The following is a 22127-nucleotide window of genomic DNA, read 5'->3' as shown; positions in this document are numbered from 1 at the left end:
GTGGCCGACACCCCCTTCGACTACATCATCATCGGCGCGGGCACCGCGGGCAGCCTGCTGGCCAACCGCCTGAGCGCCGATGCCGACAAGCGTGTGCTGCTGATCGAGGCCGGGCGCAAGGACGACTACCCCTGGATCCACATTCCGGTGGGCTATCTGTACTGCATCGGCAACCCGCGCACCGACTGGCTCTACCACACCGAAGCCGACCCCGGGCTCAACGGCCGCACCCTGCGCTACCCGCGCGGCAAAGTGCTGGGCGGGTGCAGCAGCATCAACGGCATGATCTATATGCGCGGCCAGGCTCGCGACTACGACGCCTGGGCCGCCCTGACCGGCGACGAGGCCTGGCGCTGGGAAGCTTGCCTGCCCGACTTCATCGCCCACGAAAACCACTGGCGCCGCGATGCCGGCGCCGACCGTGCGAACGACCCGTCCTTCGCCGCGCTGCACGGCCACGGCGGCGAATGGCGGGTGGAAAAGCAACGTCTGCGCTGGGACATCCTCGATGCCTTCGCGCAGGCGGCGCAACAGGTCGGCATTCCCGCCACCGACGACTTCAACCGCGGCAGCAACGAAGGTGTGAGCTATTTCGAGGTCAACCAGAAAGGCGGCTGGCGCTGGAACACGGCCAAGGCCTTTTTGCGCCCGACCTGCTATGGCCGCCCGAACTTCGAACTCTGGAATGGCGCCCATGTCACTCGCCTGCTGTTCGACACCGCGCCTGACGGCAGCCAACGCTGCACCGGCGTCGAAGTGTGGACGGGCCAGGAAAAAATCACGGCGCACGCCACCCGCGAGGTGCTGCTCAGCGCGGGCGCCATCGGTTCGCCGCAAATCCTGCAGCTCTCGGGCGTGGGGCCTGCGGCGCTGCTGCAGCAACACGGCATCACCCCGCTGATCGACCTGCCGGGCGTGGGCGCCAATCTGCAGGATCATCTGCAGATCCGCGCCGTGTTCAAGGTGAAGGGCGCGCGCACGCTCAACACGCGGGCGGCGTCAAACTGGGGCAAGGCGATGATCGGTCTGGAATACGCTCTCAGGCGTACCGGCCCGATGAGCATGGCGCCCAGCCAGCTCGGCGTGTTCACCCGCAGCAGCGCGCAGTACGACCACCCCAATATTCAGTACCACGTCCAGCCGCTCAGCCTGGACGCTTTCGGCGAACCGCTGCACAGCTTCGATGCCTTCACCGCCAGCGTCTGCAATCTCAACCCCGGCAGCCGTGGAACGGTGCAGATCAAAAGCCCGCGCTTTACCGATGCGCCCGCCATTGCGCCCCACTATCTCAGCACCGACGAAGATCGTCAGGTGGCGGCCGACAGTCTGCGCCTGACCCGCCGCATCGTGGCGCAACCGGCGCTGGCGCGCTACGCGCCGGAAGAGTTCAAGCCGGGTCCGCAGTTTCAGACCGATGCCGAACTCGCCCGACTGGCTGGAGACATCGCCACCACCATCTTCCACCCGGCGGGAACGACGGCCATGGGCCGTGCCGACGACCCCGGTGCGGTGGTGGATACGCGGCTGCGCCTTCGCGATGGCCGCGGCGGCGTGGTGGCCGGGCTGCGCGTGGTCGACGCCGGGGTGATGCCCCGGATTCCCAGCGGCAACATCAACAGCCCGACGCTGATGATCGCCGAGAAAGCCGCACGCTGGATCCGCGCCGATGCGCAAACCCCGAGCTGATCACAGCGCTTCGGCGCTGTAGCGCACGCTCAGGGTGTGGGTTTCGCCGGGCTGCAAGGTGAGCGCGTTGTCTGCCGCGTTGGCCGACTCCACGCACAGCATGTTGCGCCAGCCCTGCGCGGTGAAGTCGCCCATGGCGGCGGCTTTCAGCTCCCACGGCGTCCAGACCACGGTGGACGCCGATCCCTGCTTGGCAATGCGAATGCGCCGCTGCAGCAGCGGATCGACGATGACGCATTCCGCTGATGTGTCCACATACACCCGGTCGGTCTCGGTGGCGAAGCGCACCGCGCCTTGTTGCTGCTTGCGGGCGAAGGCCTCGGTCTTGTCGAGGTAGCTGCAGCCATCGAGCCCCAGCAATTGCACCTCGGCAATATCGCCGACCTGGAAATAAGTGTGCAGCGCCTCGCTGAGCGGCAGCGGCTGCGCGGTGGCGTTGTGCGTGATCAGGTCCATCTCCAACACCTCCGACACGCGGATGCGCAGGGAAACCGGCGTGTCATGCGGCCATTGCGCGCGGGTGGCGTCTGAGGGCTGCAGTTGCAGCGTGAGGTGCGTCGCGCCTTGCGATGCCCCGCTGTCCACCACCGCCCAGGGCACGGTGCGGGCAAAGCCGTGCGCCGGAAAACTGCTCTCGCTGGCGTGCGGCCCGAACCAGGGCCAGCACACCGGCACGCCGCCACGAATGGACTTGCCCGGCAAATAGCGCGCCGCCTCAGACACCCACACCACCGGCTCCGGCTGCGACTTGGGACGAAAGCTGGTGAGGTGAGCGCCCTGCAGACAGAGGCTGGCCACGCCTGCGGCATGGTCGATTTCAGCGAAGATCAGCCCGGTTGGATGGGCATGGAACCGAAGTTGGCCGGGGATGGAAAAACGGCTGAGCGAGTCGAGGCTGTGCATGGCGGTGGAGGTGACGAGTGGGAAGGGAAATGACATTTTCCACCGACCCGGGCGCGCGCCGTCAAATCGTCACGCGCGGCACCCGGGTGGAGGTCCAGGCGGCGAGCAGCGTCAGCCCGCCGGCGCAGAAAAACGCCAGATGGAAAGCGCGAATCACCGACTGAGCCGCGGCGGGATCTGCCGTGTGCAAAGCGGCCTGCAAGTCGGCGCTCGACGTCAGGCCGAACACCAGCGCACCAAACACCGCGGTGCCCACCGCCGCCCCGGTGGAGCGCGCCAGAGACACCGTGGCCGCCGCGGCGCCCAAGCGGCTGCGCCCCGCCACCGTCTGCACCACCAGTTGCGCCGTCGGCATCACCGTGCCGAATCCCAGCCCCGCCGCAACCCCCAGCGCACCGATGACCCACGGCGCCGCAGGCACCACGCCCAGCAAGCCCAGCGCCATCGCCGCAACGCTCAACCCCCAGCGGGCCGGCACATCGGGACGGCCCGTGCGTGCCACTACGCGGCCTGTGGCGTTGGAGCCGAGCACCAGCCCGGCGGTGAGCGGCAACAGCAGCAGGCCCGCGTGCGCCGCGCCGGTGGCGTGTCCCACCTGCAGATAAACCGGCAGAAAGAACACCAGAGCGAACAAGCCCGCCGCAAACAGCACCATGGTGGCGGCCGTCCATCCGATGGCGGGCAGATGAAGCAATTCAAGGGGAAGAAACGGATGGGGATGCCGCCGCTCGCGCCAGAACAGCACTATGCCCAGCACCAATGCCGTCCCCGCCATGAGCGCGCTGGGCAGCGAAGCCCAGGCGAAACGGTGCCCCGCCAGTGTGAGCCACAACAACAGGGTGGAAGCCGAAGCGGCGAACAACAAAACGCCCAGGGCATCGTGCGACTGCCCCGGTTGCGCATAGCGCGCGCTGGCCGGGAGGCGAGACACCCGCCACACCGCCAGCACGGCCAGCGGCAGATTGCCGATGAATAGCCAGCGCCAGCTGAAGTGACTGACGACCAAGCCGCCCAAAACCGGCCCCGTCACGCTGGCCAGCACGAACACCACGCCGAAATACGCCTGAAAGCGCGGCCTTTGGCGCGGCGGCACCACTTCGCCGATGAGTGCCTGACTCATCACCATCAAACCGCCACCGCCCAGACCCTGCAGCAGCCGCGCGCCAATCAACCACCACATGCCCTGCGCTGCAGCACAGGCCAGCGAACCCAGCGCAAACAGGCCCAGCGCCGCCATGAGCGCATCGCGGCGGCCATAGCGATCTCCGAGACGTCCATACAGCGGCGCCATGATGGTGGAGGCCAGCAAATAGCCCACGGCGATCCAGGCGCTATCGGCAAAGTCGCCCAGATCACGCGCGATGGCTGGTGTGGCGGCCGCCAGCAAGGTCTGATCGACGGCTGCCAAAAAAATCGGCAGCATGACCGCAGCGAACAAGCGCACAAACGCGGCCCGGCTGACGACAGCATCATCCGACTCTGTGGTGGAAGAGGAAACAGCAGTTTGCGACATGCAGAGCACCCCTCAAAACAACGCGCGGCCCAGTCGGGCCGCAATGCAAGCTTAGCCCGTGAACGCTAATCGCCGCCGATCTTGCAGGCCGCACACGGTCTGCAGATCGTTCTGCAAACCCATGCTCTGGCACAAACCCTTCAGCGCCTTGTTCAGATATTGAATGGCCCTGGCATTGACCTTTCATGCTGCATTTCCAGAGGGTTTTATGGGCTGCGGAAAGTACCAAAGCGCAAGCGTAGCCGTGCGGCTCGTTCCAGATGTGATGGAGGGTGTCTCGCTTACCCACACCACCCACCTTCGCCCGCTAAGATGTCGCCTTTTGCGCGAGACGTTCTCGCGCAATCCAACAAGTTGGGCCGTTAGCTCAGTTGGTTAGAGCAGAGGACTCATAATCCTTTGGTCGCTGGTTCGAGCCCAGCACGGCCTACCAATCTTCACTCACACGCAGCCGATTGCGCTCCACCCTCGCGATGCCAAGCTGGACGACTTACTTGCTGTTCATCAGCTTTGCGCTGGCCGCCTCGTTCACGCCGGGGCCTGCGGTCATGCTGTCCATCCATAACGCCATGCACCACGGCTGGAGGCACGCCATCTTGTCTTCGCTGGGCAATATCACCGGGTTGCTGGTATTGGCGACGCTCAGCGCCTTGGGGCTCAACGCCATACTCCAGACCTCCGAACTGGCCTTCACCGTGGTGAAGTTCGCAGGCGCCGCTTATTTGATCTGGCTGGGCGTACAGCAGTGGCGTCATGCGGCTCGGCGCCCCGATGGGGCGCAAGCGAAGACGATTCAGACTGCTGACGTTGCGCACAAACCGCATAAGTTGTACGTCAAGGGTTTGATGGTGGCGTTGAGCAACCCGAAAGCGATCGTGTTCATCGCGGCCCTGTTTCCTCAGTTTCTCACCGCTTCGCGCCCGCTCGGTCCGCAATATCTGGCGCTCACGCTGACGTTCATGGCGATTTCGCTGTTGGCGCTGAGCACCTATGCGGGGCTGGCCGTACTGGCGCGCAAACGGTTGAGCATCTGGTTCGCTTCGGGTTGGCCGCAGCGGGTGTCGGGCTCGGTGTTCTGTGCGTTCGGTCTGAGTCTGCTGCGTCTGCAGAGAGTTTGAGCGCGCTTCAGCGCGGCAAACCGCGCACGATGAGCTCCGTCTGGGTGACAAATCGCCTGAAGCCGTCGAAGATTTCAGCCGTCAAAGGCCGCTGCGTCGTTTGTTGATCGGCATAAAACAGGCCGATGATTTTTTGATCCACGGTCAGCGTGGCCATCAAACAGTCGTGCACAGCCGTGGCCTGGAGCAAAAAATCGGGCGGCGGTTGCTCGGCCGAGAATCTGCGCACGCTTCCCGCCTGAAGCTGGGTTTCCAGCGTGGCCGACCAGGGCAGTTGGAGGCGCGCGCGCAAATCGGCCACACCGGAGCCAGCCCCCAGACGCGCGAGCAAACGATCTCTGGTGGGCGTCATCAGACAAAGCACACAACGGTCGAGGCCGACAGCGCGATGCAGCCCTTCAAGACAGGCCTCGAACAGCATGGGCAATTCTTTGCGGCTGACGGCAACGGCGTTCATCTCGGTCAGCATGCGCAGTTGCAGGGCCATGTCGGCCGTCGGTTCGGCGGGCCGCATCTCGAGCGGCTCCGTCGGTTGGGCTGCGGACTCTTCGTCGGTTGATGCCGGAGTTGCGGGAATCCACCTCGTAGCGGCTCCTGCGCCGAGAACTACCGCCAGCTGACTGGCTTGTTCGGCATTGCTTTGCAGTCGTTTCAGCGTCTGGGCCTCGGATTGCCGGAACAGGGCCGCGACATGCAGGACGGCTTGACGCGCCTCGGGGTTCGCCCAGCCCAGCTGCGCGGCTCGACCCAGTTGCACGGCAACGGCGACTTCCGCACTGTCTCTGATCACCGCATCGAGATTCCAGGCGCGCAGCAGATCATGGCTGAACTGCAGCAGCGACATGCCCAATATCGATTGCTCAGCCAGCTCCGGACTCACTCCGGATTTAAGCAATTCATCCACGCGTTCCGCGAATTCGCCGCCATAGCACCAAAACGCCAGCTCTCCGATGCGCCCCATCAGCGCCTCAAGAAACAGCCGCTCGGCCTCGTCGCGCCGTAACCCCTTGCGCAAACCGAGGTCTTTGGCCTGCACCGCCGCATGCAAGGCCGTGCCCAAAGCGGCCAGAAGGCGAGCGCGAAACGGGCCGTTCTCCGGCATGCTCTCGACTGCGAGGGCCGAAATACAGAGCGAGCGAATGGCGTTGTGGCCCATGACGACCACGGCTCGACTGACGGTGAGCACCTTGTTTTGACCGGCATAGCCCATGCCCGCAGAATTCGCGACGCGCAACAGGCTGGAGGTCAAGGCTGGGTCGCGCAGAATGATTTCTGCGATCTGCTGACCCGAAAGGCTGTCGTTCTCAGTGGCGGCGAAAACCTCCTGCATGGTCTGGCCGAAGGCCGGCAGGTTTTGCTGAGCAATGGCCTGGCCAAACCCTCGAAACGAAATGGAAGACGCGGTGAAATCAGATTGAGGCAGGGGCATGAAATCGAGGGGTCAATGCAAATGGAAGGGTGCTGTCGAGCAGGCTCGCCACATACTGGAACTTGTTTGATTGTTTACCGTCTAGGCTTTTTCGCCTGCCGAATAGTTCACAATTTAACGGCTTTGCTTGGCGAGAGGCCAAAGCCGGTGCCGCAATTCCAGATTTTTTGTGTTTTCAAGGCGGGCGCGCCAGCCGACCTGACCCTCATCAAGCCCAGCCAGGCGGCGCCCAGCTTTCCATCATGCGCAGCCGGGCGGCGCGCAGGCGCTCGGACATGAGTCCGGCGAAAATTTTCATCAGGGCATAACCGAGGGCGGGATCGCTCTCGCATTCCTGCAGGATGGCCTTGCCATCGAAGCGCAGCAGCGTGACCGGCGTGAGCGCCTTGGCTTCAAACGCCCAGCGATAAGGGGGATGAGCCAGGACCAGCTGATCACATCCCACTCGCCCAGCGCCTGTACCTCGACGCCCGGGCCGTTGATGGCCGGCACCTGAATCTGCAACTTGCCCTCGCGCACGATGTAGAAGGCGTCGGCCTCTTTGTCTTGCAGAAAAATCACACCCTCTGCCGCGATGTGCTCTTCGGTGGCATGGGAGAGCAGTCGTTCCAGTTGTTCAGTCTGCAGGGCCGACAAAATGGTGCGGGTCTGTAGATCGCGCAGGGTTGAGGCGGATGGCATCGCAGGACTCCTAAGGTTGCGTCAACTTGACCATTGCATGCCTTCCTCAAGAAGGCGTGTTGACTCACCTCAAGGTATCGAAATAAGCGTTATCCCTGATACGTTGGTTGCACCTAAGATCAATAATTGCAACCTATCACGCGAAAGGAATAAAAATGGGCGCAACCACAACCGGTATCAAAATGGACGAAGCCCTGCGCCAACGGGTGCGGCTCGCCGCAGATCGGCTGGGGCGTACACCGCACTGGCTGATCAAGCAGGCCACGCTGAACATGGTGGAACGCATCGAGCGTGGCGAGTTTTCTCTTGGCACCTTGAGCTCGACCGAAAAGCCGTCGCAACCCGGCACACCGCACGACGAGCCGGAAGGTGCAACCTTGCCCACCCCCTTGCCCACCCCCTTTCCCACTCCCTTTCTCGACTGGGCGCAGAACGTGCTGCCGCAGACCGATCTGCGCGCAGCCATCACCGCAGCCTGGCATCGGCCAGAGCCGGAATGTCTGCCCATGCTGATCGAGCTGGCGCAGATTCCAGACGCCACCCAGCGCATGGCCGTCCGGAAAATGGCCGAGCGGCTGGTCGAAGGCGTGCGGGCGAGGCGCGAAATGGGCGGCGTGGAGGCCTTGGTGCAGGAATTTTCGCTCTCCAGCCAGGAAGGCGTGGCGCTGATGTGTCTGGCCGAGGCGCTGCTGCGCATCCCCGACAACGCCACCCGCGATGCCTTGATACGCGACAAGATCAGTCGGGGCGACTGGCAGGCCCATCTCGGTCACTCGCCGTCGGTATTCGTCAACGCGGCCGTTTGGGGGCTGATGTTGACCGGCAGACTGACGGCAACCGCCAGTGAAAAAGGGCTGGCCAGCGCGCTGTCGCGGCTTATCGGCAAGGGGGGCGAACCGCTGATCCGCCAAGGCGTGCAGCGCGCCATGCGGCTGATGGGCGAGCAGTTCGTCACCGGGCAGACCATTGCGGAGGCGCTGGCCAACAGCCGTCCGCAGGAGAAAAAGGGCTTTCGCTACTCCTACGACATGCTGGGCGAGGCGGCGATCACCGAGGCCGACGCGCAGCGTTACTTCACCGCTTATGAACAGGCCCTGCATGCCATCGGCAAGGCCTCGCACGGCCGCGGCATCTTCGAGGGGCCAGGGCTTTCGGTCAAACTCTCCGCGCTGCATCCCCGCTATACACGGGCCCAGTACGCACGGGTGATGGATGAACTGCTGCCCCGCCTGACCGCCCTGGTCGAACTGGCGCGGCGCTACGACGTGGGCATCAATATCGACGCCGAAGAAGCCGACCGGCTGGAGCTCTCGCTCGACCTGCTCGAAGCTCTGTGCTTCAACCCGGCTCTCAAGGGCTGGAACGGCATCGGCTTCGTGGTACAGGCTTACCAGAAGCGCTGTCCGTTCGTCATCGACTATCTCGTCGACCTCGCCCGGCGCAGTGGGCACCGGCTGATGGTGCGGCTGGTGAAGGGCGCGTATTGGGATAGCGAGATCAAGCGTGCGCAGATCGACGGGCTCGACGGCTATCCGGTCTACACCCGCAAGTTGCATACCGATGTGTCTTACCTGGCCTGCGCGCGCAAACTGCTGGCCGCGCCAGACGCGGTCTATCCGCAATTCGCCACGCATAACGCGCAGACGCTGGCGTCCATCATGCAGATGGCCGGGGAGAATTACTACGCTGGGCAATACGAGTTTCAGTGTTTGCACGGCATGGGCGAGCCGCTGTACGACCAGGTCGTCGGCCCGGCCAGCGCGGGCAAGCTGGCCCGCCCCTGCCGCATCTACGCCCCGGTGGGAACGCACGACACCCTGCTGGCCTATCTTGTGCGACGCCTGCTTGAAAACGGCGCCAATACCTCGTTCGTCAACCGCATCGGCGACGACGCCGTTCCCGTGTCCGAACTGGTGACCGACCCCGTGGACGAGGCCCGCGCGATTGCCATCGAGACCGGCGTGCTCGGCGCGCCGCATCCGCGTATTCCGCTGCCGCGGCAACTGTTTTCCGGGCTGGGCGCGCAAGCGCGTCTGAATTCCGCCGGGCTGAATCTGGCGAACGAGCAACAGCTGGCCTCGCTCAGCGCCGCGCTGCTGCGCAGCGCGCAGCACATGGCCTACGCGTCGCCAACCGTCGCAGATCAACCCCCGCCCGCCGATAACGCGCAGGCCGCCGCCGAAGGTTGGGTGCCCGTGCTCAACCCCGCCGATCCGCGCGATCAGGTGGGCTGGGTGCGCCAAACGACCCGAACCGAAGTGGACGAAGCCGTGCGCCGCGCCCAGAGCGCCGCGCCGATCTGGCAAGTCACCCCGCCCGGCGAGCGCGCCGCCTGCCTGCAGCGCGCGGCTGACGCGCTCGAACAGCAGATGCAGAACTTGCTCGGGCTGATCGTGCGCGAAGCCGGAAAAACCCTGCCCAACGCCATCGGCGAGGTGCGCGAAGCGGTGGACTTCCTGCGCTACTACGCCGCGCAAACGGCGGCGCGGTTTGACAACGCCACCCATCGTCCGCTGGGCGTGGTGCTATGCATCAGTCCCTGGAATTTTCCGCTGTCCATCTTCTGCGGTCAGGTGGCTGCCGCGCTGGCGGCAGGCAATGCGGTGCTGGCCAAGCCCGCCGAACAGACCGCGCTCATCGCCGCCGCTTTGGTGCGCGCGCTGCACGCGGCCGGCGTGCCGACCGATGCGGTGCAGCTCGTTCCCGGAGACGGCGGCACGGTGGGCGCGGCGCTGGTGGCGCATCCGGCGGTGGCCGGGGTGATGTTCACCGGCTCCACCGAAGTGGCGCAACTGATTTCGCGCACCGTGTCGAAGCGCCTCAGCCCGCAGGGCCGCAGCATTGTGCTGATCGCGGAGACCGGCGGGCAGAACGCGCTCATTGCCGACTCGTCCGCACTGGCCGAGCAGTTGGTCGCCGACGTGCTGACCTCGGCCTTCGATTCGGCCGGTCAGCGCTGCTCGGCCCTGCGCCTGCTGTGCATTCAGGAAGATGTGGCCGACCGGGTGATCGGCATGATCCGAGACGCGATGGAAGACTGGAGCCTGGGCAACCCCGACCGCATGCACATCGACGTCGGCCCCGTCATCGATGCCGAGGCCCGCGACAACCTCGAAGCCCATATCGCCCGCATGCAGGCCGCTGGCCTTTGCGTCACCCGGCTGGGGCGCGATGAAAGCGGCGGGCTGGGCACCTTTGTTCGCCCCACGCTGATCGAGCTCGACACCATCGACCGCCTGCAACGCGAGGTATTCGGCCCGGTGCTGCATGTGCTGCGCTACCGGCGCGAGCAACTCGGCGCGGTGCTCGACGCCGTCAACGCCACCGGCTACGGCCTGACCTTCGGCGTGCACAGTCGCATCGACGAAACCATTGCCGAGCTGAGCGAGCGCATTCACGCCGGCAATGTGTACGTCAACCGCAATCTCATCGGCGCCGTGGTCGGCGTGCAACCCTTCGGCGGCATGGGCCGCTCGGGCACCGGCCCCAAGGCCGGTGGCCCGCTCTATCTGCACCGGCTGGTGCAGCCTCTGCCGCAGGCCAACAGCGCGCTGCCCGCCAACCTCGCGGCCGCAGCCGCCGAGTGCAGCAAGATCACCCCAGAACCTGCAAGCCTCGCCGCGCTGCGCGATCTGCTGACCGCCGTGCAGAATCACACCATGAATCTGGATGACGAGGACACGACGCGCGCGCAGGCTGCGTGCGAACACTATCTCGCCCACAGCCCGATCAGCTCGGTTTACACCCTGCCTGGGCCGACGGGAGAATCCAACCGCTACCGGCTTCTGCCCCGCAGTGGCGGAGTTTGGTGCATACCGCAAACGGTGCTGGGCCTGGTGCATCACATCGCCGCCACGCTCGCCACGGGTAACCTCGCCCTCATCGAAGCGCCTAGCCCCGACAGCCCGCTCGCCCCCTTTTTGGACGCGCTGCCACCCGCGGTGAAGGCATATGTGCGCTCCTGCCCTCCAACCCAGCGCGACACCCTGCCTGAACTGAGCGTGGTCTTGTTTGAGGGCGACGCCGACGCCCTGGCCCGCTTGCAAGACCAGCTGGCGCAGCGCGACGGCCTGATCCTGCGCATCGAAAGCCTGCGCCCAGCCCAGCTTGCAGACGGTGCGATGATGGATCTCACCGCCCTGGTGCATGAACAAAGCCTGAGCGTCAACACCGCTGCGGCGGGCGGCAACGCGCAACTCATGACCCTGGGCTGACTCGTCTCACATGCCGCCAAAAGCCACCATGCCAACCGACCCGCAATCCACCGCCGCGCTCGGCCAGCCCGTCCCCGGATTTACCGCCCCTCCTCCCCCCGCGAGAGCCGCGTTGATCGGCGCGACCTGCACGTTGGAACCCGCCGACCCGCAGCGCCACGCCGCCGACCTCTACGCCGCGCAAACCCTGGATGCCCGCGGCGACGGCTGGAACTATCTGCCCTACGGTCCGTTCGCCTCGGCATTCGACTACCAGGCCTGGATGCAGGCCACTTGCCTGGGCCAGGATCCGCTGTTCTTTGCCATCGTCGATTCAGGCACTGGCCGCGCCACCGGGCTAGCCAGCTATTTGCGCATCACCCCGGCGGCTGGCAGCATCGAGATCGGCCACCTCTACTTCTCGCCCTTGCTGCAACGTCGGCGCGCGGCGACCGAAGCCCTGTTCCTGCTGATGGACCAGGCATTTGCACTGGGCTACCGCCGACTGGAATGGAAATGCAATGCGCTCAACGCCGCCTCGCGTGAGGCGGCACGGCGGCTCGGATTCAGCTTCGAGGGGGTATTCCGCCAGGCCGCCGTGGTCAAAGGCCGCAACCGCGACACCGCCTGGTTCAGCATCATCGACGGCGAGTGGCCCGCACTGCGCGCCGCTTTCACGCGCTGGCTGGCCGCGGAAAACTTCGATGAAAAAGGGCGACAGCGCGAGCGCCTCTCGGCACTCACCACCGCCGCCCTGAGGGGCGCAGCCGACGATCAGGCGGAATAAACCGGGAATGCGTCGGTCAGCTTCTTCACCTCGGCGCGCACCCGCTCCAGCGTGGCCGGGTCGTGCGGGTTGTCGAGCACGTCGGCAATGAGGTTGGCGGTCTTCTCGGCCTCGGCCTCCTTGAAGCCGCGCGTGGTCATGGCTGGCGAGCCCACGCGGATGCCCGAGGTGACAAACGGTTTTTCGGGATCGTTGGGGATGGCGTTTTTGTTGACCGTGAGATGCGCCTCGCCCAGCACTTTTTCGGCTTCCTTGCCGGTAATGCTCTTGGAACGCAGATCCACCAGCATGACGTGCGATTCGGTGCGTCCACTGATGATGCGCAGGCCGCGCCGCGTCAGCGTTTCGGCCAGCACGCGGGCATTGGTCAACACCTGCTGCTGATAGACCTTGAAGTCAGGTGCGAGCGCCTCCTTGAACGCCACCGCCTTGCCCGCGATCACATGCATCAGCGGGCCGCCCTGAATGCCGGGGAAGATCGCGCTGTTGATGGCCTTGGCATGCTGCTCTTTCATCAGAATCACGCCGCCGCGCGGTCCGCGCAGGCTCTTGTGCGTGGTGGTGGTCACCACGTCGGCGTGGGGCACGGGGTTGGGATAGACGCCAGCGGCAATCAGCCCGGCGTAATGCGCCATGTCCACCATGAAGTAGGCGCCCACGGCCTTGGCCACCTTGGCGAAACGCTCGAAATCGATGCGCAGGCTGTAGGCGCTAGCCCCGGCGATGATCAGCTTGGGTTTGTGCTCGTGCGCCAGACGCTCCATGGCGTCGTAATCGATCTCTTCCTGCGCGTTCAGGCCGTAGCTCACGACCTTGAACCACTTGCCGCTCATGTTCAGCGGCATGCCGTGGGTCAGGTGGCCGCCTTCGGCCAGGCTCATGCCCATGATGGTGTCGCCAGGTTGCAGCAAGGCGAAGAACACGCCCTGATTAGCCTGCGAGCCCGAGTTGGGCTGCACATTGGCCGCCTCGGCCCCGAAGAGCTGCTTGACGCGGTCGATCGCCAGTTGCTCGGCAATATCGACGAATTCGCAACCGCCGTAATAGCGCTTGCCGGGATAGCCCTCGGCGTACTTGTTGGTGAGTTGCGAGCCCTGCGCCTGCATGACGGCGGGCGAGGTGTAGTTTTCCGAGGCGATCAGCTCGATGTGGTCTTGCTGACGCTGGTTCTCGGACTGGATGGCGGCCCAGAGCTCGGGGTCGGTCTGGGCGATGGTGATGCGGCGGTCGAACATGGCGAATTTCCGTCTGAACGGCCCGCGCCAGCTTCCTTCAAGATGCGGAAGTGCGCAAGCCTGGGCTGATGAAGATCATTGACAGCGATGGCGCTGGCCCAGGCGAACGGCTTAAAGTCCAGCACTCCCCGGTGGTTCGTCCCACCTCGAAACCGCGGATGTTGCCGGTTTCTATCGCCAGTCGTGCAGATGAAGATGTTAACGCGTCGCGTGGCGTCAGGTGAGTGAGGCGTGTTTTTGTTCAGGCTCTGCGGCTACCGTCGATTTGGCCGTGGCAGGCGCCGCATGCGGCGCGACGATGTGGCCCGCCGTGCTGGCCGTCATCGGCGTTGCGACCGGCTTGGGCGCTACGCCAGCCACACGTTCGAGCTGCGCCTGTTCGGCCAGCACTTTGTCGGCATAACCGCCCTCGCTCGCGTCATTCGTGGCGCCGACGTAGTAGCGCAAGCCCGCGCGCACCGAACCGCCGCGCTGGATGGCATCCTTGAGCACCAGCGCGCCCACGCGCATATTGGCCAGCGGATCGATACTGGCTTGCGGCCCGCCAAAGGGAGCGAACTTGTCGCGGTGCACATTGGCCATCACTTGCATGAGGCCGGTGGCGCCCACGCCGCTGGCTGCATAAGGATTGAACGAAGACTCGACCGCCATCACCGCCAGAATGAGCAGAGGATCGAGTTTTTGCTGGCGACCGACCGTCCAAGCGGCGCTGACGAGCTGCGCCATGGCATTGGGCGCAATGCTGTAGCGCCGCGCCAGCCAGTTGGAGACCGTGCGCTGTTGCGGCGTGAGCACCGGCAAGCCATTGCCCGGCGCGGGCTCAGCCTGCACCATGGGCAGCAGGGCATCGGCCGGCTTTTGCGCCAGCGCCTGAAGTTCGTCAGCCGCTGTCTTGCGCGCCATGACCCACTGCGTGAGGCCGCGGTCCAGGGTCGTCATCGCTTGAGGCTGGAAGTACAGATACGCACCTCCGGCCACCACAAACAAGCCCACCATCATCAAAGTCTGGTGGGTCAATTCCCAAAATCCACCTGCCAGCCGACGTGCGCGCGGCAGGGAAGATTGCATGGCGTTCAACATGGAACACTCCTGTGTCTGAATGGAATTGCCGCGGTGTCGCAAGACAGCCAGCGCCAGTTCCCAAGGGCACAGATCCGACAGCACAGGCTCACCGAGGGAGCCCGGCAGCCTAAGATGCGGCCTTCGAGAAAGGCCTGCATCGATTGCAGCGTTCGATCTTTGTGTCGTTCGCGGCAAGGCGTGCTTCGGGGCGAGTGTGCTGCCCGCCTGAGTTCAGGCACCTAGGGCAAACACGGATCGAATTTTAGGAACGTCGTTATTCCCAGTCAACGCACAAGGTCTTATCTTTCACTTCTATTGGTTATATGAAATATCGGGATCTGCGCGACTTTCTCTCCCAACTGGAGACTCTTTCCCTGCTGCGGCGCACGGCCGAGCCCGTATCGCCGCATCTCGACATGACGGTGGTCTGCGACGCCCTGCTTCGCGGGGGTGGGCCAGCTGTGTTGTTTGAAAGGCCGACGGGCTACGCCATGCCGGTTCTGGGCAATCTGTTCGGCACGCCGCAGCGTGTGGCGCTGGGTATGGGGGCGCAAGACGTGAGCGAGCTGCGCCGCATCGGCGAAGTGCTCGCCCGCCTGAAGGAGCCTGAACCGCCGAAAGGCTTGAAAGATGCGGGCGAGTTGATGCATCTGGTCAAAGCGGTGTGGGACATGCGCCCGAGTACCGTTTCGCGCCCCGCCTGCCAGCAGGTCGTGCTGGAGGGCGGCGACGTCGACCTGAACCGCCTGCCGATGCAGACCTGCTGGCCGGGCGACGTGGCGCCGCTGCTCACTTGGGGACTGGTCATCACGCGAGGCCCGCAAAACGTGCCGCAACCCCGCAAGCGGCAAAATCTGGGCATCTACCGCCAGCAGCGCATCGGCCGCCGCCAGCTCATCATGCGCTGGCTCGCTCACCGGGGCGGCGCCCTCGATTTCAGGGAATTCGCCCTGGCCAATCCTGGGCGACCCTTCCCTGTGGCCGTTGCGCTGGGCGCCGATCCGGCCACCACGCTGGGTGCGGTCACGCCCGTACCCGACACCTTGAGCGAATACCAGTTCGCAGGCCTGCTGCGCGGGGCGCGCACCGAAGTGGCTCGCTGCGTGGGGCTCGATCTACAGGTTCCCGCCTCGGCGGAAATCGTGCTCGAAGGCCATCTGCCGCCCGCTCCAGCCGGGTGGAAGGGTGAGAGCGAAACCGGCGCGCCGCTGATGGAGAAAAACGGCTATCTCCACGCGCTCGAAGGCCCGTTCGGCGACCACACCGGCTATTACAACGAACAAGACTGGTTTCCGGTATTCGAGGTCGAGCGCATCACCCATCGCGAGCAGCCGATCTACCACTCCACCTACACCGGCAAGCCGCCGGACGAGCCCGCCGTGCTGGGCGTGGCGCTCAACGAGGTGTTCGTGCCCATCCTGCAGAAACAATACCCTGAGATCGTGGACTTCTATCTGCCGCCCGAGGGCTGCAGCTACCGGCTCGCCGTGGTGTCCATCCGCAAGGCCTACGCCGGTCACGCCAAGCGGGTGATGTTCGGCATCTGGGGCTTTCTGCGGCAGTTTCTCTACACCAAATTCATCATCGTCACCGACGACGATGTGAACATCCGCGACTGGAACGACGTGATCTGGGCCATCACCACCCGCATGGACCCGGTGCGCGACACGCTGCTGGTGGACAACACGCCGATCGACTATCTGGACTTCGCCTCGCCGCAGTCGGGCCTGGGCGGAAAAATGGGGCTGGACGCCACCCACAAGTGGCCGGGCGAGACTCAGCGCGAATGGGGCCGCGCCATCGTGCCGGATGCCCAGGCGCAGGCTCGCATGCAAGGCCTGATCGACACCCTGCTGGCGTGCCCGACTACGACATAAAACGCAATGAATTCAAGATATTGCGCAGAGGCTGTTCGGGAGTCTCAGCCATACCCCTAGCCCGCAGTCATGTTTCATCTTGACGCAGACAACGCAGGAGGCGTACCTTTGGTTCGTCGTTGCAGTGCAGCTGCTACGGCAAACAGATCGGGTGGAACCCGGACTGTTGTTAGACCCCCATCATGCATCCCTGCATGAGCTTGACAGGCGGCAGCAAACCCGACTGTCGGAACCCCGGGCCGCATACCTCCAGGTTTGCGGCCCGTCTCAATTTCAGGGGTCTGCGGGCTTCTCAGTGCATGCCGCCTTGCATGGCCTTGTCCGGCATGGGCGCATCGCCCGCAATCTTGTCGCGCGGCTCGACCTTGAGTTGCAGTTCCATCTGCCCGCCATGGGCGAATTTCACCGTCACCGGCACCCTCTCGCCCTCTTTCAGCGGGGCTTTCAAGTCCATGAACATTAGGTGATAGCCGCTACCCGGCTGCATGCGCAGGGTCTTGCCTGCGGGCACCGGAATGTCGCCGACCTCGCGCATACGCATGATGTTGTTTTCCATGCTCATGGTGTGCAGCTCGACATGGCCGCAGACGGGTGAGGCGGCGGACACGATCTTGTCGTCTTGCTTACCGTGGTTGACGAGAGTCAGAAATCCGCCGCCATTGCGCGCACCGGGAATCGACGGCAGCGCCTGCGCCCGTGTCACTTCGATATCCCCTGCGCGTTGCGCCAGTGCGGCCGGGGCGGCGGCCCACATCAGCAGGGCAGAAGTCATCACCAGTGCCTGGCGACGGCTCAAATTGAGACGCTTCATCAATTAACTCCTCATATTTACAACCGCACAACGTCTCCGCGGATAGTCAGCGAAAATCGCCATAGAAAAGGCGTGCATTTTGTCAGCCTTCGACAATCCCCAGACCGCGGCAAATTGCCGCACTCACGACTCTCGCCCCATGTCCGACTTCAATTTGCCCGCATTGCCCCAGCGCATCACCCTCGCTGGCGGTTGTTTTTGGTGCCTCGACGCCGCCTACCGCCCGCTGCGCGGTGTGCTGCGCGTGGAGTGCGGCTACAGCAATGGCACGACGCTGCGCCCCAGTTACCGTGAGGTCTGCACGGGGCAGACCGGCCATGCCGAAGTGATCCGGCTGGATTTCGACCCCGATGTGCTCAGTCTGGACACGGTGCTCGAGGTATTTTTCGCCATGCACGACCCCACCACTTTGAACCGGCAGGGCAACGATGTCGGCACGCAATACCGCTCGGGCATCTACACCCATGACGCAGCCCAGCTCGCCGCCGTGCGCGCCTATGTGCAAGGCCTGCGCGATCGAGCGCTTTTCACCGATTCCATCATGACCGAGATCGCACCGGAAGCGAACTACAGTCCCGCGGAGTCCGAACATCAAGACTATTTCACGCACCATCCCTATCAGGGCTACTGCGCCGCGGTGATTGCGCCGAAGGTCGATAAGCTGCGCCGCCAATACGCCGCCTTGCTGCGTAAGGATGCATGAGCGCGGTACAGGCCGCGGGCAGCCCGCGCGTAGGCATCGCCGAATGGTTTCGTGTTTCGCTGGGCGCAGTGCTGGGCGTGGCCGCCGTGGGCGCGATCAGCCAGTGGGTCGAAGGCGCAAGCGGCTGGACGCAGCTGGCGTGGTTGGTCGCCCCCATCGGCGCCAGCGCCGTCATTGTGTTTGCGCTGCCCAGCAGCCCGCTGGGACGGCCCTGGTCGGTGATTGGCGGCAACACCCTCGGCACGCTAGCGGGAATTACCTGCGCCCTCTGGATCGGCCCGCCTTGGCTGGCAGCCGGCATGGCCGTCGGCGGTGCGATTGCGCTGATGCTCCAGGCGCGATGCCTGCACCCGCCAGGCGGCGCGGCGGCCTTGCTGGCGGTGTTGACCCACACCACGGACTGGCGTTTTGCCTTCATGCCAGTTGCCTTGAACTCCGCGCTGCTGGTGCTCTGTGCCCTGTTGTGGCATGCGGCCACGCGCAGACCGCACCCCGCCCCGCAGCCCGCGGCTGACGCCGTGTTGCCCAATGCGGACGAACTCTCCAGCGCCATCGACGCCGCGGTGGCCCGCTACGGCGAAGTGCTCGACATCGACCGCGCCACCCTGCGTGGCCTGCTCGAAGACGCCCAGACGCAGGCCTACCAACAGCGGCTGGACAGCGTGCGCTGCAGCGACATCATGCAGCGTGACGTACAGACCGCCCGCCCCGATGACAGCGTGGCCGACGCCCTGCATCGCCTGGAAGAGCATGGCATCAAGGCGCTTCCCGTGATCGACGCACAGCGGCAGGTCATCGGCATCGTCACCGCGGCCGATCTGCGCACCGACCCGGATGCAGCGCCCAGCGCCATGCGCGAGTCGGCCACACCCGTTGCCGCGCGCATGACGCGGCGGGTGCAGGTGGTGTCTGCAGCACGGCATCTGTCGGAGCTGATTCCGCTCTTCGCGGGCAGCGGCCACCATCACATTCCGGTGGTCGATGACGCCGCACGCTTGGTTGGCATGATCACGCAAAGCGACGTCATGCGCGCCCTGCACCGGCCCGCGCAGCAAGGACACCCGGACACGACAGGGTAAAACCGCCCCAGTCCGCCCCCCTTGACGTCAGACCGCAAGGGGATGAGGCCCGCGGCTCCAAGCTGCCCTGCGGCAGCTTGGACGGAGCCGAATCCGAGCGGCTTGCAAGCCGCGAGGTGGATGAGGCCCACGCCCCAATCCGCTGTGCGGCAGCCTGGGCGGAGCCGAATCCGAGCAGCTTGCAAGCTGCGAGGGGGATAAAAATCTTGTGGCAGACCTGGGGTTTCTCTTAAGGCGTGGACGCGGCACAGGCCCTTCACATCGCAGTGTTACGTTATAAGATAACGTGACACTCGAATCGTTCTCAGACGTTTCTTCTGCCCTGTCCTCCATGCCGAAAACTCTCAACCCCTTGCCGCAATTGCGGCCTCTAGCGCTGGCATTATTGCTCGCGCAGACCATACCCGCGCAGGCGCAAGCCGCTGGCGAGACCCCCTCCTTGCCTGCGATTGATGTCGTCGCTGCCCCTGTCATTGGCGCACCAGGCGCGCCGACGGTCGATCTGACCGGGCCGCAGCTCCTGCTGCGCCAGGGCGAGTCGAGCACCCTCGGCGCCGCGCTTTCCGGTCTGCCGGGACTGACCTCGACCTGGTACGGGCCGAACGCCGACCGACCCGTCGTGCGCGGGCTCGATGGCAACCGGGTGGACATCCTGTCCAACGGTTCGCCGCTGCTCGACGCCTCCGCCGCGAGCTATGACCACAACGCCCCGCTCAGCCCGCTGGCGGCACGCGCCATCGAGCTGTTGCGCGGTCCGCAAGCCCTGCCCTACAGCGGCGGCGCGGTCGGCGGGGTGGTGGACGTGATCGACGACGCCATTCCCACCGCGCCGCTGCGCGGCGTCGAAGGCATCGCCCAGCTTCGCGGCGACAGCGCGTTTCCTGGCGGATCGGCGGCGTTTTCGCTCGACGGCGGCAACGGCGCGCTCGGCCTGCACGCCGACGGCTACAAGCGTCGAGCCAGCGACTATGTCGCCCCAGACGGTGCGCAGGCGGAGTCGATCGTCGATGGCCGGGTGCGCAACTCCGCCGCCGACGGCTACGGCGGCGGTCTGGGCGGCGGGGTGATCGGCCGCTGGGGATTCGTCGGCCTTTCGGTGCGCAGCGATGCCAACCGCTATGGCACCATCGTCGATCCCAACGTGGAAATCGACATGCGCTCCGAACGCACCAGCTTACGCGGGGAACTGCGGCATGTACTCGGCGCCGATGCGCTCGGCCTGGCTTACACCCATACCCATTACCGCCATACCGAACTCGACTCCGGCCAGCCCGCGACCCGGTTCGTCAACCAGGGCGACACGCTGCAGCTTTCCCTGCGCCGCCGCTTGGTCGGCATCGACTTGCAACTGGGTTTGCAAGCGCTGCGATTGGCCTTTTCCGCGCTGGGGGACGAGGCCTTCCTGCCGCAGACCCACACCCGCAATACCGCGGTCTTCGGCCTGGCCAGCGGCGCCAGCGGGCGCTGGGCCTGGTCGGCCGGGACGCGGCTGGAAAGCGCGCGGGTGAGTTCAGACGGTGAAGGCGCCACGGGAATCGCCCGCTTTGGCGCCGCCAGCGCGCAGCGCTTCACGCCGATGAGCGTGGCGGTGCAGGCGCAATACGCGCTCACGCCGCAGGTGGCGCTCACCAGCACGCTTGCGCACAACGAGCGCGCGCCCAGCTACGACGAGCTCTACGCCAATGGCCCGCACGACGCCACCGGCGCCTACGAGCGGGGCAACCCCGCGCTGCGCAAGGAGCGCAGCAACAGCGTGGAGCTGGGCGTGAAGGTGGAAAACGCCAGAGCGCGCTATTCAGCCACCGCCTTTCTCACCCGCTACAGCAATTACATCGGGCTGGTTCGCGGGGGCCAAACCGTTGATGGCGATGGAAATCCGGTGCCGCTGGACACGCCAGATTCGCTGCCGGAATTTCTCTACGTCGGCGTGCAGGCGCGCTTTTCCGGCATCGAGGCCAGCCTGTTGCAGCCCCTGCTCGACCAGGGCGGGCAGCGCTTGGATCTCGCCGCACGGCTCGACTGGGTGCGCGCCGACGACCTGACCAACGGCCAGCCGCTGCCGCGCATCGCCCCGCTGCACTTCACTCCGGCGCTGAACTACACCCGCGGCAACTGGAGCGCGCGCGTCGAAGCGCAAATGGCCGCACGGCAAAACCGCGTGCCCAGCAGCGATCTGCTCGGCCCGACTCCTGGGTCTGTGCGCGTCAACGCCAGCCTGACGCAGCGCTTCACGGCAAGTGGCCGCACCGGGCTGTGGTTCGTCAAACTGAGCAACCTCCTCGACCAGACGGCTTACAGCGCCAACGCGATCGACACCCTGCGCCAACTCGCGCCGCTGCCCGGGCGCGGCATCGCCGCCGGGGTGCAGATCAGTCTGTGAGCGGCGCGTTCAGCGCGCCTGCTTGAGCATGATCTGAATCTGCGCATCCGAGGGCACGCCGATCATCATGTCGGCGCGACCATCGGCCTTGCGCCAGATCACCACCGGCACGCCAAACAGCTTTTCGCTGTTGTAAAGCGCGAGATTGGCCGCCAGCTCGGCGCGTACCTTGGGGGTGATGGACTCCGCCGGCTCGATGCCGCCGCCGGGTTGGCCGTTGGCGGCAAAGTCGTAGTCGTTCTCGTTTTTGTGAAAGGCCGCCAGCGGATCGGGCGACTGCAGAATGGCCGCCGCCTTGGGCAGGCTGCTGGGGGTGAGCATGCCCAGCGGAATCCAGCGGAACAGGGCTGTTTCGCCCTGACGAAACTTCTTGTGAGAATCATTGGCATCACCTTCGTGCATTACCCGCCGCGCTCCTGGCGCGGTATGTGGAATGCAGCCTCCGGTGAATACCCGTTGCGGGGCAGCCCGGTAAAACGGGCAGACCGCGAGCGCGGTCTTTCAGTAAGTCTCGGAACGGGTCCCCGTCGGCTGCACGTTGAACGGAAAGCGCGATTCGCCTTCCGGGCAATGTGCCGTGCGGGGAGCGGGCTTCAGCCCTGGTGGTATCCCCGCACGGCCTGGGAAAGCACGGCGGGAGACCCTGTGATCTTGAAGGCGAGCTGCGTCT

Annotated in this window: 16 protein-coding genes, 1 tRNA gene and 1 riboswitch; of the genes, 9 read left to right on the top strand and 8 right to left on the bottom strand. The window is 65.2% G+C overall.

The window, feature by feature from the left end; all coding sequences use genetic code 11:
- A complete protein-coding gene (locus tag ABT24_RS01895; protein ID WP_276727984.1) occupies positions 1-1686 on the top strand; it encodes a GMC family oxidoreductase in 1686 nt (561 codons plus the stop codon).
- On the opposite strand, the gene ABT24_RS01890 is transcribed toward ABT24_RS01895, so the two are convergent.
- Together ABT24_RS01890 and ABT24_RS01885 are read right to left on the bottom strand one after the other, a co-directional pair.
- Positions 1687-2589 carry a D-hexose-6-phosphate mutarotase gene (locus tag ABT24_RS01890; RefSeq protein WP_276727981.1) on the bottom strand — a complete coding sequence of 301 codons (903 nt, stop codon included), beginning with the start codon at positions 2587-2589 and terminating at the stop codon, positions 1687-1689.
- 61 nt (positions 2590-2650) lie between these two features.
- A complete protein-coding gene (locus tag ABT24_RS01885) occupies positions 2651-4102 on the bottom strand; it encodes an MFS transporter (RefSeq protein ID WP_276727977.1) in 1452 nt (483 codons plus the stop codon).
- A 356-nt stretch (positions 4103-4458) separates the two neighbouring features.
- Here ABT24_RS01885 and ABT24_RS01880 point away from each other — a divergent pair.
- Positions 4459-4535: transfer RNA gene (locus ABT24_RS01880), tRNA-Ile, on the top strand.
- Between the two features lie 22 nt (positions 4536-4557).
- Complete coding sequence (locus ABT24_RS01875) at positions 4558-5220, top strand: LysE family translocator (RefSeq protein WP_276727973.1); 663 nt, start codon at positions 4558-4560, stop codon at positions 5218-5220.
- A gap of 7 nt (positions 5221-5227) precedes the next feature.
- On the opposite strand, the gene ABT24_RS01870 is transcribed toward ABT24_RS01875, so the two are convergent.
- A complete protein-coding gene (locus ABT24_RS01870) occupies positions 5228-6649 on the bottom strand; it encodes an HDOD domain-containing protein (protein WP_276727971.1) in 1422 nt (473 codons plus the stop codon).
- Between the two features lie 208 nt (positions 6650-6857).
- The gene (locus ABT24_RS01865) at positions 6858-7094 is read right to left on the bottom strand and encodes a cyclic nucleotide-binding domain-containing protein (protein ID WP_286737300.1); all 237 of its coding nucleotides are present in this window, start codon (positions 7092-7094) and stop codon (positions 6858-6860) included.
- 391 nt (positions 7095-7485) lie between these two features.
- On the opposite strand from ABT24_RS01865, the gene putA reads away from it, so the two are divergent.
- Together putA and ABT24_RS01855 are read left to right on the top strand one after the other, a co-directional pair.
- A complete protein-coding gene (gene putA / locus ABT24_RS01860; RefSeq protein WP_276727965.1) occupies positions 7486-11544 on the top strand; it encodes a trifunctional transcriptional regulator/proline dehydrogenase/L-glutamate gamma-semialdehyde dehydrogenase in 4059 nt (1352 codons plus the stop codon).
- 28 nt (positions 11545-11572) lie between these two features.
- Complete coding sequence (locus ABT24_RS01855; protein WP_276727962.1) at positions 11573-12310, top strand: GNAT family N-acetyltransferase; 738 nt, start codon at positions 11573-11575, stop codon at positions 12308-12310.
- Here the strand turns inward: ABT24_RS01855 and glyA are convergent.
- Both glyA and ABT24_RS01845 read right to left on the bottom strand, forming a co-directional pair.
- Complete coding sequence (gene glyA, locus ABT24_RS01850) at positions 12298-13545, bottom strand: serine hydroxymethyltransferase (protein WP_276727959.1); 1248 nt, start codon at positions 13543-13545, stop codon at positions 12298-12300. The genes ABT24_RS01855 and glyA overlap by 13 nt on opposite strands.
- Before the next feature lie 89 nt (positions 13546-13634).
- Positions 13635-13740: riboswitch (ZMP/ZTP riboswitch) on the bottom strand.
- Positions 13741-13761: 21 nt separating this feature from the next.
- Positions 13762-14625 (bottom strand): lytic transglycosylase domain-containing protein, encoded by an 864-nt coding sequence (locus tag ABT24_RS01845; protein WP_013104967.1) that lies wholly within the window; start codon positions 14623-14625, stop codon positions 13762-13764.
- 305 nt (positions 14626-14930) lie between these two features.
- Between ABT24_RS01845 and ubiD the strand changes: the two genes are divergently transcribed.
- The gene (ubiD, locus tag ABT24_RS01840; RefSeq protein WP_276727956.1) at positions 14931-16484 is read left to right on the top strand and encodes a 4-hydroxy-3-polyprenylbenzoate decarboxylase; all 1554 of its coding nucleotides are present in this window, start codon (positions 14931-14933) and stop codon (positions 16482-16484) included.
- Positions 16485-16776: 292 nt separating this feature from the next.
- Here ubiD and ABT24_RS01835 read toward each other — a convergent pair whose 3' ends face one another.
- Positions 16777-17295: a copper chaperone PCu(A)C gene (locus ABT24_RS01835; protein WP_276727953.1), complete on the bottom strand. Its 519-nt coding sequence runs from the start codon at positions 17293-17295 to the stop codon at positions 16777-16779.
- A 139-nt stretch (positions 17296-17434) separates the two neighbouring features.
- On the opposite strand from ABT24_RS01835, the gene msrA reads away from it, so the two are divergent.
- From msrA to ABT24_RS01820, 3 genes are all read left to right on the top strand, one after another.
- On the top strand, positions 17435-17998 hold the full coding sequence (msrA, locus tag ABT24_RS01830) for a peptide-methionine (S)-S-oxide reductase MsrA (protein ID WP_276727950.1): 564 nt from the start codon (positions 17435-17437) through the stop codon (positions 17996-17998).
- Entirely contained in the window at positions 17995-19077 is a 1083-nt protein-coding gene (locus ABT24_RS01825; RefSeq protein ID WP_013104963.1) for an HPP family protein, read from the top strand. Before msrA ends, ABT24_RS01825 begins: the two co-directional genes overlap by 4 nt.
- Positions 19078-19408: 331 nt before the next feature.
- Positions 19409-21457, top strand: a complete 2049-nt coding sequence (locus tag ABT24_RS01820) for a TonB-dependent receptor (RefSeq protein ID WP_276727946.1) — start codon at positions 19409-19411, stop codon at positions 21455-21457.
- Between the two features lie 9 nt (positions 21458-21466).
- Here the strand turns inward: ABT24_RS01820 and ABT24_RS01815 are convergent, their stop codons facing one another.
- Complete coding sequence (locus ABT24_RS01815; protein WP_286737299.1) at positions 21467-21859, bottom strand: hypothetical protein; 393 nt, start codon at positions 21857-21859, stop codon at positions 21467-21469.
- Between the last annotated feature and the right edge of the window lie 268 nt (positions 21860-22127).

This window comes from Thiomonas sp. SCN 64-16 (assembly GCF_001725585.1).
In the GTDB taxonomy this organism is placed as follows: Bacteria; Pseudomonadota; Gammaproteobacteria; order Burkholderiales; family Burkholderiaceae_C; genus Thiomonas; species Thiomonas arsenitoxydans.
This window is presented reverse-complemented; position numbering and strand designations above follow the sequence as displayed.